We start from the raw sequence: 14,222 nt of genomic DNA, 5'->3' as shown, positions 1-14,222 counted from the left end.
CGGGGGTCGGTCCTAGACTCCGGCAGCGATGAGCCCCGCAGCCCGCACCCCCGCCGCCACCCCGCCCGCCGCGCCGCCCTCCACGGGTCGCCGGTTGCTGCTGCTCGACGGTCACTCGCTGGCCTACCGGGCGTTCTTCGCGCTGCCCGCGGAGAACTTCCGCACGGGCACGGGCCAGACCACCAACGCGGTCTACGGGTTCACGTCCATGCTCATCAACCTGCTGCGCGACGAGGCGCCGACGCACCTCGCGGTGGCCTTCGACGTCTCCCGCAAGACGTTCCGCTCGGAGAAGTTCACCGAGTACAAGGCCAACCGCTCGAAGACCCCGGACGACTTCCGCGGCCAGGTCGACCTCATCAAGGAGGTCCTCACCGCACTGTCGATCCCGTTCTTCGCGGTCGACAACTTCGAGGCCGACGACGTCATCGCCACCCTGGCCACGCAGGCCGAGGCCGACGGCTTCCAGGTCGCCATCACCACGGGCGACCGCGACGCGTTCCAGCTGGTCAGCGACAACGTGATGGTGCTCTACCCCACGCGCGGGGTCTCGGAGCTGGGCCGGATCGACCCGGCCGCGGTGATGGACCGCTACGGCCTCACCCCCACCCAGTACCCCGACTTCGCGGCGCTGCGCGGCGACCCCAGCGACAACCTGCCCAACATCCCCGGCGTCGGGGAGAAGACGGCGGCGAAGTGGGTCCGCGAGTTCGGTTCGCTCGGCGAGCTGGTCGACCGTGTCGACGAGGTCAAGGGCAAGGCGGGCGACGCGCTGCGCGCCCACCTGGCCAACGTGCTGCTCAACCGCCAGCTCACCGAGCTGATCCGCGACGTCCCGCTCTCCGCGGTGCCGGCGGAGCTCGAGGTGCGCCCGTGGGACCGCGACGCGGTGCACCGGCTGTTCGACGAGCTGGAGTTCCGGGTGCTGCGCGAGCGGCTGTTCTCCACGCTCGTCTCCGCCGAGCCCGAGGCCGAGGGCGGCATCGAGGTGCAGGGGTCCGCGGTCGAGCCGGGCGGGGTGCGGGCCTGGCTCGACGCGCACGCCCGCGACGGCCGCCGCGTCGGGCTCGCGTTCCACGGGATCACCGGTGGTGCGACCTCGGGCGACCTCGCGGGGATCGCGCTGGCGGCGGGGGAGCCGTCGGTGGAGGCGCGGGCGGCGGGAGCCGACGCGGGTGTCCCGCAGGGCGGCTACCTCGACGTCACCACGCTCACCCCCGACGACGAGGCGGCGCTCGGCGGGTGGCTGGCCGATCCTGCGGTTCCCAAGGCTGCACACGACGCCAAGTCCGCGCTGCACGCCCTGCGGGGCCGCGGCTGGACGCTCGCCGGGCTCACCAGCGACACCGCGCTCGCCGCCTACCTGACGCGGCCCGGCCAGCGCAGCTTCGACCTGGCCGACCTCGCGCTGCGGCACCTGCGCCGCGAGCTGCGTGTCGACGGGGAGGACACCGGCGGCCAGCTGTCGCTGCTCGGCGGCGAGGAGGAGGCCGACGCCGCCCGCGCGAGCGGGCAGATGGTGGCGGCATCGGCGGTGGCCGAGCTGGCCGACGCGCTCGACGTCGAACTGGCGGAGAAGGCGGCCACGTCGCTGCTCACCGGCCTGGAGCTGCCGCTGGAGTACGTGCTGGCCGACCTGGAGACGGCGGGCATCGCGGTCGACGGCGAGGCACTGGCCGCGCTGGAGGCCGACTTCGCCGGTCAGGTGAAGCAGGCCGCCCAGGACGCGTACGCCGTCATCGGCAAGGAGATCAACCTCGGCTCGCCCAAGCAGCTCCAGGTGGTGCTGTTCGACGAGCTGAACATGCCGAAGACCAAGCGCACCAAGACCGGCTACACGACCGACGCCGACGCCCTGCAGACGCTCTACGAGCAGACCGGCAACGAGTTCCTGCAGCACCTGCTGCTGCACCGCGACGCCACACGGCTCAAGGTCACGGTCGACGGCCTGCTCAAGTCGGTCGCCGACGACGGCCGCATCCACACCACCTACAGCCAGACGATCGCCGCCACCGGCCGGCTGAGCTCCACCGAACCCAACCTGCAGAACGTGCCCATCCGCACGGCCGCGGGCCGCCGGATCCGCGAGACGTTCGTCGTCGGGGACGGCTACGCGGAACTCATGACGGCCGACTACAGCCAGATCGAGATGCGGATCATGGCGCACCTGTCCGAGGACGCCGCCCTGATCGAGGCGTTCCGGTCGCGGCACGACTTCCACGCGGAGACGGCGGCCCGGGTGTTCGGCGTCGAGGCCACCGAGGTCACCCCCGCGCAGCGCGCGAAGATCAAGGCGATGAACTACGGCCTGGCCTACGGCCTGTCCGCGTTCGGCCTGTCCAACCAGCTGCGGATCTCCACCGAGGAGGCCCGCGGCCTGATGGACGACTACTTCGCCGGGTTCGGTGGGGTGCGCGACTACCTGGCAGGAGTCGTCGACCGCGCCCGCAAGGACGGCTTCACCGCCACCATCATGGATCGCCGCCGCTACCTGCCCGACCTCACCAGCGACAACCGCCAGCGCCGTGAGATGGCCGAGCGGATGGCCCTCAACGCCCCGATCCAGGGCAGCGCGGCCGACATCATCAAGGTCGCGATGCTCGGCGTGCACCGGGCCCTGACCACCGAGGGCCTGCGCAGCCGGATGCTCCTGCAGGTCCACGACGAGCTGGTGCTGGAGGTGGCCGACGGTGAGCGCGAGCAGGTGGAGACGCTCGTGCGCCGCGAGATGGCGGCCGCGGCGGAGCTGTCGGTGGCCCTGGAGGTGTCGGTCGGCTACGGCCGCAGCTGGGACGACGCGGCCCACTGAGCGGGCGCGGCCGGACCGGTGTTCACCGCGGGGGGTGCCCGATGCAGATCTCGCCGGTGACGGTCTCGGTGAAGCTGCCGTCGGGCGCCCCGACCCCGGCCAGCCGGAGGTGGCTGACGCCGCTGTCGACCCCGGCGAGCCGGCCGGTGCCCGCCATGTCGGTCGAGGTCACGTCGAAGGTCAGGGAGCCCGGCGGATCGGTGAACGTGAGGGTGCCCTCGACGTCCACGGCCAGCGTCGCCCCGCCGCCGGTGAAGGTGACGGTGCCGGCGATCAGCAACCCGCCGTCCGTCGGAACGGCGTCGGGGAAGTCGCCGACGGTCCTCCCGGTGAGCAGCCCACCACCCCGGATCGTGGCGACGGTGGTGGTCGGGCCGGTCTGCTGACCGGTTCCCCGGGCGTCGATCGTGTGGCAGGACTCGCCGGCGTGGGCGATCCCGGGTGCGGCGACACTCAGCGCGCCCACGGTCATGAGGGCGGCGAGAATCCGGCGGGCGGTCGTGGTCATGGTCGTGGTCATGGTCGTCTCCTGGGTGTCGTGGGAGGTGCTGGGCCGGTCGCGCCGTCAGTGCACCGCCCGGTCGGATCGGGCCCAGTACGGCGCGCGCAGCTCGCGCTTGAGGACCTTGCCCGCCGCCGAGACCGGCAGGGCGTCGACGAACCCGACGCTCCGCGGCGCCTTGTAGCCCGCTATGCGCGCGACGCAGTGCTCGCGCAGCTCGTCCGGGGTCGCGGTCGCGCCGGGTGCGAGCACGACGACCGCGTGCACCCGCTCGCCCCACTCGTCGTCGGGCACCCCGATGACGGCGCACGCGGCGACCGCGGCATGCCCGGCGAGTGCGTTCTCGACCTCGGCCGAGTACACGTTCTCCCCGCCCGTCACGATCATGTCCTTGACCCGGTCGACGATGAAGACGTAGCCGCGTTCGTCCATGTACCCCGCGTCGCCCGTGTGCATCCACCCGCCGCGGAGCGCCGTCGCGGTCTCCTCGGGCCGGTTCCAGTACCCGAGCATGACGTGCCCGCCGCGCACCACGACCTCGCCGACGGTCCCGGACGGGACCTCGCCGTCGCCGGGATCCACGATGCGCACCTCGGCGCAGACGGCGGCCCGGCCCGCCGAGCGGCGCAGCACCGGGTCGGCGTGGTCGGCCGGGGTCAGCAGTGTCGCGATCGGCGACAGCTCGGTCATCCCGTAGGCCTGGGTGAACCCCGCGGTCGGGAAGTGCTTCTCCGCCCTGACCAGCAGCGCCTCGGAGATCGGGGAGGCCCCGTAGATCAGGGAGCGCACGCCGGAGAGCTCGGCGGGCTCGTTCTCCAGGTGCGCCACCAGCATCTGGATCATGGTCGGGACCAGTAGCACCTCGGTGACGGCGTGCCGCTCGATCGCCCGCGCCACCGCCGCCGGTTCGAACATCGGGACGATGACGTGGGTGCCGCCGACGATGCCCCGTCCCACCCACGTCGCGATGGCGGCGAGGTGGAACATCGGCGCCGCGTGCAGGAACCGCCCGTCCGGGACGACGAACCCGCCCCCGGTCGCGCCCCCGCCCATCGCCGACACCAGCAGGTTGGCGTGACTGAGCATCACGCCCTTCGGGTGAGCGGTGGTGCCGCCGGTGTAGAAGATGCCGGCCAGGTCGTCGCCGCTGCGGTGCGCATCGGGCGCGGGATCGTGTCCCGCCACGAGGCCTTCGTAGGGCAGTGAGCCCTCCGGCGCGGGACCGTCGCCGCAGTGGACGACGGTGGTCAGGCCGGGGCACAGGCTTCGCAGGGTGGGCAGCATCGGGGCGAAGGCGTCGTCGACGAACAGGACCGTCGAGCCCGAGTCGCCGAGCGCGTAGGCGATCTCGGCCGGGTTCCAGCGGATGTTCATCGGCGTCACGACCCCGCCCGCCCACGGCACCGCGAACAGGTACTCGTGGTAGCGGTCGGAGTTCAGCGCCAGCATCGCGACCCGGTCCCCGACCCCGACCCCGGCCCCGCGCAGGGCGGCCGCGAGGCGGGCCACCCGGTCGGCGCTCTGCGCCCAGGTCCGGACGCGGTCGGCGAATATCGTGGCGGGCGTGTCCGGCGTCTGGCGGGCGCAGCGGTGCAGGGCCTGGGTGAGGTACACGATGTCCGCTCCTGGAGTCGTTCGGGTGCGCCCGGCGCGGCGCGTGCGGACGGAGTCCTGATGTCCGGTGGGAGATACCGGCCGTTCAGGTGGTCGTCGGAACCGGCGGTGCGCCCGTTCGGGAACCGCCGGGTCGTCCTGGCCCCGGTCCGGTGCTCGACCGGTGGCGTCACGCCGGGATCAGGCCGGGGCCGGCACCGTGTCCGAGGCGCCCATCGCATGGACGTGCTGAGCGAGGACACCCAGATCGGTGCCGCGGGCCATGGCTTCCGGCACCCCACCGACGAGGCCGGTCACGTTCATGACGACGGGGTGCTCGAGTCCGGCGGCGGCGTAGGGCTCGAGCCGCCGCGCGACGTCCGCGGCGGTCCCCATCAACAGGTACTCCTCCAGCAGCTCGAACGGGATCCGGGGGGCGAGATCGCGCAGCGCGGCCGGGTCGAGCTCGTGCGGGATCATGTCGATGAAGCCGCGACCGCCGGGCCCGGCCGGGTGCTCGATCCCGTACGCGGCCCAGGCCGGGGCCGGTGACAACCACAGGGCGAGCAGCTTCGCCATCGGTTGGGCCTCGAACATCTCCCGGATGCGGTCGCGGCTCTCGCCCAGCAGGACGAAGACGAACAGCCCCGACTCCGGCTCCGGGCGTCCGGCCGCCGCCGCGTGCCGGGCGACCGTCGCCTTCATCGTCCGGTACTCCTGCGGGTCCGGGGCGTCCACCGGGAGCCAGCCGTCGGCGTACTGGCCGGTCAGTCGGAGCATCCTGGGCCGGTGGGCGGCCACCCACACCTTCGGCCTGCCCGCTGCGGACTCCAGCGGCAGCCCGAGACGACCGAGGGTGCCGGGCATCGTCCCCTGGTCGAGGAGGTGGCGGAGGGTCTGCAGGAAGGCCTCGGTGCGGGTGACCGGACGGTCGAAGGAGTAGCCGAAGGGCAGCAGGTTCTCCGCCTCGCCGCAGCCGAGACCCAGGTTGAACCCGCCGGGGCACAGGTGCTGCAGGCTCAGCGCCGCCCGGGCGACGTCCGGGGCCGCGCGGCGGATGCTGTCGGTGACGGCGATCCCCAGCGGCAGGTCGGTGCGGCGACCGGCCCAGGCGCACATGCAGAAGGGGTCGAGCAACCCGTCGGGGTCGGGGACCAGCTCGGCGAAACCGGTCTCGCCGTACAGCTCGGGATGGAACACCCCGAGCAGGTGGTCGAAGGCCCACAGCGAGTCGGCCCCGACGGCGTGCGCGGCCTCGAGCGTCATGTCGGTCAGGGCGGGCGGGTGGAACGGCGGTACGACGAGTCCGAGCTTCATGGCGGTGGTTCCTCCTGAGTCGCCTCTGGGGTGGGTCGGGCGTCCGGGCTCCGGGCCGGTGTTCAGCCGTTCGGCGCGTCGGCGCCCAGGTGCCCCAGCTGGGCGAGGATCGTCATGTTGTCCCAGGTCACCCACCATTCGGCGATCCGGCCGTGCTCCATGCGCATGATGCCGCTGTACCAGAAACGGGCCGTCTTCCCCGACGCCGGGAACGGCCCCATCGGTCCGTCCTGCGTGCCCTCGTAGGTCGCCCAGACCGCGGCCATGTCGCCGTCGACGAGGATGTGGTCGAAGGTCTGGACGCTGTCGGGGAACACGGTCAGGTCCTGGTCGAGGAAGTCGGCGAACTCCCCTCGGGTGCGGACCTCGACGCCCGGGGTCGCCTCGCAGTGGCGGACGAAGTCGTCGGTGACGATGTCGACGAGGAGGTCGGGCTGCCGGGTGTTCACGGCGTGCTCCAGGCGTCGGATCACGGCTCGGGTCGCCTGGGTGTCGGGGACGGTGTCCGGGCTGGTCATGTCGGGCCTCCAGAGGGTGCTGGGATCAGCCGGCCAGGCGCTTGGCCGGGTCGGGGGGCGCGGCGCCTGCCGCGACGAGGGCGTCGGACCATTCGGCGAGCTGCGTGGTCAGGGAGTCCAGATCGGGCCCGATCGCGTCGATGACGGTCCGTTGCATCGCGTCGGTCGTGTGCTCCAGCGCGTCGCGCACGCGCAGACCCTCGGCCCCGAGCGCGTCACCGTCGAGCAGGCCGCGCGCACGTAGGCCCGCGACGGCGGTGTCCATCCGCTCCGCGGTCCAGCCGCGCGACGGGGTGTAGGTGAGCAGCGGGTAGCCGCACCACAGCTCGGTGAGCACGTTGGCCTGCACCGGGTCGAGGCCGGCGGCGGCGCACGCGGCGAGGTGGGAGTCGCCGCGGTGCTCGCGCAGCACGTTGCCGGCGTGCACCAGCGCGGCGAGCGGGTCCTGCGGCCAGGGGTCGGCGCAGAGACCGGTGAACAGCGGGCGGGCCGTCGACTCGGCGGCCTCGATCCCCCGGCGCAGCAGCGCCACCGCCCGGGCCGCCTCGGCGTCGATCCCGCCGAGCTCACGGCGGAGGGTGCGGCCGGGCGCGTCGAGCCGCACCCGGACGACGTCGGCCCGGGACAGCGCCGCGACGCCCGCCTCGAACACCGGCCCGACCAGGTCGGGCGCGAAGACCCCCAGCGCGGTGACCGCGAGCCGGGTCGGCGGCGTGCCCAGCGCCGCGGTGCGCTGCCACACGTAGGCCGCGAAGTAGTCGTCGAGCCCGAGCGCGGCATAGTCCTCGGCGGCCTCGGGTGACCAGATGGCCTGGCAGGCCAGCGGCTCGATCGCGTCGCGCAGCAGCCGGGCGGGGGTGCGGTGCGCGGTGGCGGGACAGGGCGGCCGGGGTGCGCCGGGCGGGGTGAAGAACAGCCCGCGCATGGTCTGGTAGTCCACGGATGCTCCGGTGGTCGTGGTGTGCGGAGGGTCGCCGGCCCGGGATGCGGGCCGGGGCGACGGTCGCCGGTGGGCAGCCCGGTCCGACGGCGGGCACGCCGTCGGACCGGGCCGATCGTGGGGTGCAACCGGCCGCAGGGCTACGGGTTCCGGCGCGGCGGCTGGTCGCAGTTCGCGTAGCCCGCGTTGTCGACGACCTGCAGGTGCGCACCGGCCGCGACGACCCGCCCGAAGTCGGGGACCTGGGTGGCGGCGACCCGGATGGCGCTGCCTGCGCAGTCGTGGTCGGCGGAATCGCCTGCCGCGACCGCCGGGCCGGCCGACAGCACCGCTGCGGCCCCGGCGATGGTGGCGACGACGAGCAGGCGCCGGACGGTGCGGGTGGTCATGATCGCTCCCGGTTGTCGGTGGGGGTCGAAGCATCGGCCCAGCCGGTTGCGGCACGGTTGCGCCACACAGCGGGCGGGGGTGGAGAGCCTGCGGCGCTGGTCCGGACCCGGCCCCGAAACGTCCGGTGGCGCCGGTACGAACCTAGGAGGGGAGCGGCGTCGTCGTCGTCGGCACGAGTCCCTGAGAAACACCCCGAGAAGGTGATCCGGATGCCCGAGCTGCTGGAACGTGACCACGAGACCGGTTGCGTGCGGCGGCTGGTCGACGCGGCGGCCTCCTCGGCCGGGGGACTGCTGGTCATCGAGGGGGACGCGGGCATCGGGAAGACCGGTCTCGTCCGGGCGGCGGCCACCCTGGCCGCCGAGCGGGACGTCCGGGTGCTCGGGGCCCGGGGCGCGGAGCTCGAGCAGGATCTGGCCTTCGGGATGGTGCGCGAGCTGCTGGGAGCGGCGGCGTCCGAGCCGGGAACGGCACTCGAGGGTGCGGCCACCCTCGCCGGACCGGTGCTGGGCCCGGTGTCGGCGGCCGGTCCGGGCGGCCAGGACCTCTTCGGGATCCTGCACGGTCTGTACTGGCTGGTGGCCGACCTCGCCGCCGTGCGTCCGTTGCTGCTGGTCGTCGACGACGCGCACTGGTGCGACGTCCCGTCCCTGAGGTTCCTGGCGTACCTCGCGCGGCGGCTCGACGGGGTGGCGGTCGGGTTGCTGGTCGCCACCCGGCCGACCGCGGTCGGGGGCAGGCAGGACCTGCTCGGCGTGCTGGCCGCCGAACCGGGGGCGGTCATGGTGCGACCCCGACCCCTCACTGCGGACGGGGTCCGCCGCCTCGTCACGGCCGCGCTCGGCCCGCCCGACCCGGCGTTCTGCGCGGCGTGTCGCACCACCACCGGGGGCAACCCGTTCCTGCTCGGCGAGCTGCTGGCGGAGCTCGCCGCGGCCGGGGTGACGCCCCGGGCGGCCGACGTCGACCGGGTCGCGGCCGTGGTGCCCCGCGGGGTGCTGCGCGCCGTGCACACCCGGTTGGCCGCCCTGCCCGGGCCGGCCGTGGCCCTCGCCGCGGCCGCGGCGGTGCTGGGTGACGGTGCCGATCCGGGGCGTGCGGCGCGCCTGGCCGGGATCCCGGACGCCGAGGTCGTCGCGGCGGCCGACGCACTCGTCGCCGCGCGGCTCGTCGAACGGGACACGGCCCTGACGTTCCTGCACCCGCTCCTGCGCTCCGCGGTGGCCTCCACGCTGGGGCCCGCCCGGCTGGCCGCGACCCACCGGCGGGCGGCGACGGTCCTGGCCGCCGACGGCGAGCACGGGGACGCACTCGTGCCGCACCTGCTCGCCGCACCGCCCGCGGGCGACCCGTGGATCGTCGACGCCCTGCGCGCGGCCGCGAGGCGGGCGACGGCCCGGGGTGCCCCGGAGACGGCGGCCCGCTACCTGATCCGCGCCCTCGCCGAACCGGTGACCCCGGCCGACCGCCACGGCGTGCTGCTCGCACTCGGCCAGGCCGAGATGCAGGCGGGTTCCGCCGCCGCGGCCACGCACCTGGCCGAGGCCGTCGAGGACGCACCCGACGGCGTCGCCCGGGCCCGCTCGAGCCTCCTCCTGGCGCGCGTGCTCGCCCACAGCGGCCGGTTCCCGGAGGCGGTGCAGGTGTGCGAGCGGGCCGTCGAGGCACTCGGGGAGGCCGACGCCGACCTCACCACGGAGCTGACCGTCGAGCTGCTGACGGCGGCGACCCAGCACGGGTCGACCCGTCCCGTCGCCCTGCGGTGGCACGCCGCACGCGCCGCCGACCCGGAGCCGACGACCCGCGCCGCCTGCATGCTCCTGGCCAACCTGGCCCTGGAGGAGGTCGTGCGGAACGGCTCACGGGAGCGGGCACTCCGGCTCGCCGAGCTGTCGCTCGGCGGGCGGCACCTGCTCGACCCGGCGGCGATGATGTCGCTGCCGAGCGCGCTGATCAGCCTGACGCTCGCCGGGCGCGCCGGGCGGGCCGTCCAGGTGTGGGACGAGGCGATCGCGCTGCACCGGCTGCGCGGAGACGTGCGTGGGTTCGCGCTCGCGTCGGCCTTCCGGGGGTACGCGTCCCACTACTGCGGCGATCTCGACGCCACGATCGCCGACACCCGCTGCGCCCTCGACCTGGTGCGCGCCGAGGCCGGGCCGACGGTGACCGAGGGCTTCGCCGTGGCCTGGCTCGTCTACGCGCTGATCGACACCGGGGACCACGCCGGCGCCGACGCCGAACTGGCCGCGCGGGCGTCGCTGTTCGAGTCCGGGCCGTGGTCGACCACGAACTACCTGTTCAGCGCCCGCGGACGCCTGCGGGTCGCACAGGGCCGCCACGACGAGGCGGTGGCGGACCTGGAGCAGTGCGGCCGGCGCGCGGCCTCCATCGACGCGGACGGTCCCGTGATGTTCCGCTGGCGGCCGCACCTGGCGCTGGCCCTGTTCGGCCGCGGCGAGGGCGACCGCGCGTCGGTCGTGGCGAAGGACGCCGTGGACAGCGCGAGGGGGTGGGGTGCACCGTTGCCGCTCGCGGAGTCGCTGCGCGTCGCGGGCCTGGTCACCGCGGGCCCGGAGGGCGTCGCGCTGCTGCGGCAGGCCGTCGACGTCGCGACGGACACCCCGCTGGAACGGGCGCGGGCGCTCACCGCACTGGGCGCGGCGCTGCGGCGGTCCGGGCGGCGGGTCGAGGCGCGCGTGCCACTGCGCGCGGGGTTGGATCTCGCCCTCGCGCGGGGGGCGGGGGCGGTCGCCGACCTCGCCCACGAGGAGCTCGTGGCCGCGGGCGGGCGCCCGCGCCGGCTGCGGGCGACCGGTGTCGACGCGCTCACCGCCACCGAGCGACGGGTGGCGACGATGGTGGCGGGCGGCCTCACCAACCGGGCCGTGGCCCAGGCCCTGTTCGTCTCCGAGAAGACGGTGGAGACCCATCTCGGCCACACCGACCGCAAGCTGGGCGTCACCTCACGCACGCAGCTCGGCGCCGCCCTCGGCTAGCTCCGGCTCGGCCGGGCCGACGCGCAGCCCGCCGCCGGTGGCCGCGCCCCGCCCCGCCGCGCCCCGCCCCGCCGCGCGCCGGTCCGCGACGCGGGCCGGCCCTCGACCTGCGCCCGCACGTCGGGCACGATCGCGGCCGTGGTGGAGGGGGTGACCCGGTGTCCGACGTCGAGGTCCGGGTGCTCGGTCCGCTGGAGGTGTGGGTCGACGGGTGTGCGGTACGGATCGGCAGCCGCAAGCAGCGCCTGCTGCTGGCCGCCCTCGCGGTACAGGACAACCGGCCGGTCGGCACCGACGCGCTGACCGAGCTGCTGTGGGCCGCGGGCGAGGTGCCACCGAGCGTCCGGGTGACGCTGCGCAGTCTGGTCTCCCGGCTGCGCAGCGCGCTCGGGCCCGCCGGGGACCGCCTCGCCCCCCGCGGCGGCGGGTACGTCCTCACGGTCGACCCGGCCGCGATCGACGCGGTCCGGTTCGAGCGCGGGCTGGCGCGGGGTCGCGAGCAGCTCGCCGCCGGACACGCCGCCGCCGCGGTCGGCACGCTGCGCGACGCCCTCGCGCTGTGGCGGGGACCCGCCCACGCCGAGCTCGACGGGCACGGGTTCGCCCGCGCCCCCGCACACCGCCTGGAGGAGGCGCGGGCCTCGGCGGTGGAGGACCTCGTCGACGCCGAGCTCCGCGCCGGGCTGACCGCGGACGCGCTGGACCGGGCCGAGGGGCAGGTGCTCGCGCACCCGCTGCGCGAGCGGGCCTGGGGCCAGCTGATGCTGGCGCGCTACCGCTGCGGCCGGCAGGCCGACGCGCTGGCCGCCTACCGGACGGTGCACGCGCTGCTCCGCGACGAGCTGGCCGTCGCACCGACCCCGGCGCTGGTGGAGCTGCAGGCGCGGATCCTGCGGCAGGACCCGCTGCTGGCCGCGGACGGCGGTCCGGGTCCCGCCGACCACGCCGCGGTCCCGGACCTGCCGACGGCGCCGACCCCGCTGGTCGGCCGGTCGGCCGTGCTGGCGGAGCTGGCCGGGCTGCTGGCCGGGACCCGGCTGCTCACGCTGACCGGCGTGGCGGGAGTCGGGAAGACCCGGGTGGCGTTGCAGCTCGCCACCGACGCCGCACCCGCCCACGACGGAGGCGTCCGGCTCGTCGAGCTGGCCCCGCTCGACCGGGCGGCGGGCGACGGGACCGTGCTCGGCGAGGTCGCGACAGCGCTCGGCGTCGCCACCGCGGGCGCCGGCACGCCCGCGGCGATCGTGCAGCGCATCGCCGGCCGACTCGGTGACCGGCCCCTGCTGCTGGTGGTCGACAACTGCGAGCACGTCGTCGGCGCCGTCGCCCGCGCCGTCGAGGCGCTGCGCCGGCGCTGTCCCCGGCTCACGGTCCTCGCCACCAGCCGTGAGCCGCTGGGGCTGGCCGGGGAGGTGACCAGGGTCGTCCCGCCGCTGTCGCTGCCGGCGCCGGACGCGGTGGCGGTGGCGGACCTCGCGGGCTCCGACGCCGCCGTGCTGTTCCGGCAGCGGGCCCGCGCGGCGGCCGCCGACTTCGAGCTCGACGCGGGCACCGCCGCCGCGGTGGCCCGCATCTGCCGTCGCCTCGACGGCATCCCGCTCGCGTTGGAGCTCGCCGCGGCGCGGATGCGCGTGTTGTCCGCCGAGCAGGTCGCGGCCCGGCTCGACGACCGGTTCACCCTGCTCACCGCGGGGCACCGGACCGCATCGCCGCGGCAGCGGACGCTGCGGGGCGCGATCGAGTGGAGCCACGACCTCCTCAGCGTCGACGAGCAGGTCGTGCTGCGCAGGCTGGCGGTGTTCGCCGCGGGTTTCGACCTCGACGCGGCCGCGGCGGTCGCCGGCGACGGCGGGGACGCGGGCCGGGTCGCGGAGCTGGTCTCGCGGCTCGTGGACAAGTCGGTCGTGAGCACCCGGCGCCGCCGCGGCGAGGTCCGCTTCGTGCTGCTGGAGACCGTGCGCGGCTTCGCCGCCGAGCGGCTGTCCGACGCGGGGGAGGTCGGGTCGGTCCGGGCCCGGCACCGTGCGCACTACGTCGGATCGGCCCGCGAGCAGCGCCGGGTGTGGGGGGCCGGCTGGGACTCCGCGCTGTGGCACCGCCGGGTCGCCGCCGAGGAGGAGAACTTCCGCGCCGCCGTCGCCTCGGCGCTGGCCGACGGCGACCACGACGGCGCCCTGTTGCTGCTCAGCGGGCTGTGGGTGCACTGGGCGTGGGCCGCGGGACGCGCCGAGGCGGTGGGCTGGCTCCAGGCCGTGGTGGACGGCCCGGGTACCGACGCCGTCGCGCGGTGCGAGTGCGTGGTCGGTCTGGCGGTGCTGCTGCGGTGGTGGGAGGTCGGTGACCCGGAACGGTCGGTGCGGTTGTTCGTCCGGGCCGCGGAGCTGGCCGAGGAGGCCGACGACGACGCCTGCCGGTTCTGGGTCCGCTACTTCCACGCGGAGTTCCGGATGCTGCGGGGCGACCGGGACGGGGCCCGGGCCGGCTATCTCGACGCGCTGCGCTGGGCCGTGCCGCGCAGCAGCGCGGGGTGGTGCAGCTACAGCTTCGGATGGCTCGCGATGGGAGCGGGCGACGCCGCGGCGGCCCGGGCCGAGTTCGCCCGGGCGGTCGATCTGTCCGGGGACGACGACCTGGTGCGCCCGCACGCCCTCGCCGCGCTCGCGCCGCTGCTCGCCGGGGCCGACCCTGCGGAGGCCTCGGCCGTGGCGGGGCGGGCTCTGGCGTCGGCCCGGGACTTCCCGCTGCCCGGTGTGCACGTGATGGCCCTCGTGCGCGCGGCGCAGACCTACGTCCTGTGCGGGGAGGACGACATCGCGCGCGACGTCGTCGCCGAGCTACTCGACCTCCAGCACCGCCTCGGCAACCTGCAGTTCCGGGCCGAGACCTTCGAGGTGGTCTCGGTGCTGGCCGCCCGGTCCGGTGACCACCGGGTGGCGGCCCGGCTCCTCGGTGCGGGCGGCGCGGTCCGCGCCGCCCGCACCGAGGACGACGCAGGCGTGCGGGTGCTCGGTGACGTCGTGGCCGCGACCCGCCGCAGCATGCTCGCCGGGCTCGGCCCCGAGGCCTACGGGCGGGAGGCCGCGGCGGGAGCCGCGGTCCCCGTACCGGACCTGGTCGCGGAGGTGCGTGCGGCCCGGCTGCGGCGCTGACCGGCCCC

At 75.5% G+C, this 14,222-nt stretch carries 9 protein-coding genes; 3 read left to right on the top strand and 6 right to left on the bottom strand.

What is annotated here, in order from left to right:
• Positions 1 to 28: 28 nt before the first annotated feature.
• Complete coding sequence (polA, locus tag I4I81_RS09230; protein WP_218615964.1) at positions 29 to 2,809, top strand: DNA polymerase I; 2,781 nt, start codon at positions 29 to 31, stop codon at positions 2,807 to 2,809.
• Between the two features lie 22 nt (positions 2,810 to 2,831).
• Here the strand turns inward: polA and I4I81_RS09225 are convergent, their stop codons facing one another.
• The 6 genes from I4I81_RS09225 to I4I81_RS09200 all read right to left on the bottom strand — a co-directional run bounded on the left by I4I81_RS09225 (position 2,832) and on the right by I4I81_RS09200 (position 8,068).
• The gene (locus I4I81_RS09225; protein ID WP_218605849.1) at positions 2,832 to 3,329 is read right to left on the bottom strand and encodes a hypothetical protein; all 498 of its coding nucleotides are present in this window, start codon (positions 3,327 to 3,329) and stop codon (positions 2,832 to 2,834) included.
• A gap of 45 nt (positions 3,330 to 3,374) precedes the next feature.
• Positions 3,375 to 4,925, bottom strand: coding sequence for a long-chain-fatty-acid--CoA ligase (locus tag I4I81_RS09220; RefSeq protein ID WP_218615963.1), 1,551 nt, complete (start codon positions 4,923 to 4,925; stop codon positions 3,375 to 3,377).
• A gap of 180 nt (positions 4,926 to 5,105) precedes the next feature.
• On the bottom strand, positions 5,106 to 6,221 hold the full coding sequence (locus tag I4I81_RS09215; RefSeq protein WP_218606206.1) for an LLM class flavin-dependent oxidoreductase: 1,116 nt from the start codon (positions 6,219 to 6,221) through the stop codon (positions 5,106 to 5,108).
• Between the two features lie 62 nt (positions 6,222 to 6,283).
• Complete coding sequence (locus tag I4I81_RS09210) at positions 6,284 to 6,739, bottom strand: ester cyclase (protein ID WP_218606205.1); 456 nt, start codon at positions 6,737 to 6,739, stop codon at positions 6,284 to 6,286.
• A gap of 25 nt (positions 6,740 to 6,764) precedes the next feature.
• On the bottom strand, positions 6,765 to 7,679 hold the full coding sequence (locus tag I4I81_RS09205) for an SCO6745 family protein (RefSeq protein ID WP_218615962.1): 915 nt from the start codon (positions 7,677 to 7,679) through the stop codon (positions 6,765 to 6,767).
• A gap of 140 nt (positions 7,680 to 7,819) precedes the next feature.
• Positions 7,820 to 8,068: a hypothetical protein gene (locus I4I81_RS09200; RefSeq protein WP_218606083.1), complete on the bottom strand. Its 249-nt coding sequence runs from the start codon at positions 8,066 to 8,068 to the stop codon at positions 7,820 to 7,822.
• 210 nt (positions 8,069 to 8,278) lie between these two features.
• Here I4I81_RS09200 and I4I81_RS09195 point away from each other — a divergent pair, with 210 nt between their 5' ends.
• Together I4I81_RS09195 and I4I81_RS09190 are read left to right on the top strand one after the other, a co-directional pair.
• Positions 8,279 to 11,065, top strand: coding sequence for a helix-turn-helix transcriptional regulator (locus I4I81_RS09195; RefSeq protein WP_218615961.1), 2,787 nt, complete (start codon positions 8,279 to 8,281; stop codon positions 11,063 to 11,065).
• 158 nt (positions 11,066 to 11,223) lie between these two features.
• Positions 11,224 to 14,214, top strand: coding sequence for an AfsR/SARP family transcriptional regulator (locus tag I4I81_RS09190; RefSeq protein ID WP_218615960.1), 2,991 nt, complete (start codon positions 11,224 to 11,226; stop codon positions 14,212 to 14,214).
• The last annotated feature ends 8 nt before the right edge of the window (positions 14,215 to 14,222 follow it).

Origin of the sequence: Pseudonocardia abyssalis (assembly GCF_019263705.2) — a bacterium.
Classification (GTDB): Bacteria; Actinomycetota; Actinomycetes; order Mycobacteriales; family Pseudonocardiaceae; genus Pseudonocardia; species Pseudonocardia abyssalis.
The sequence above is the reverse complement of the archived record's forward strand: the minus strand, read 5'-3'. Positions and strand labels throughout refer to the sequence as shown.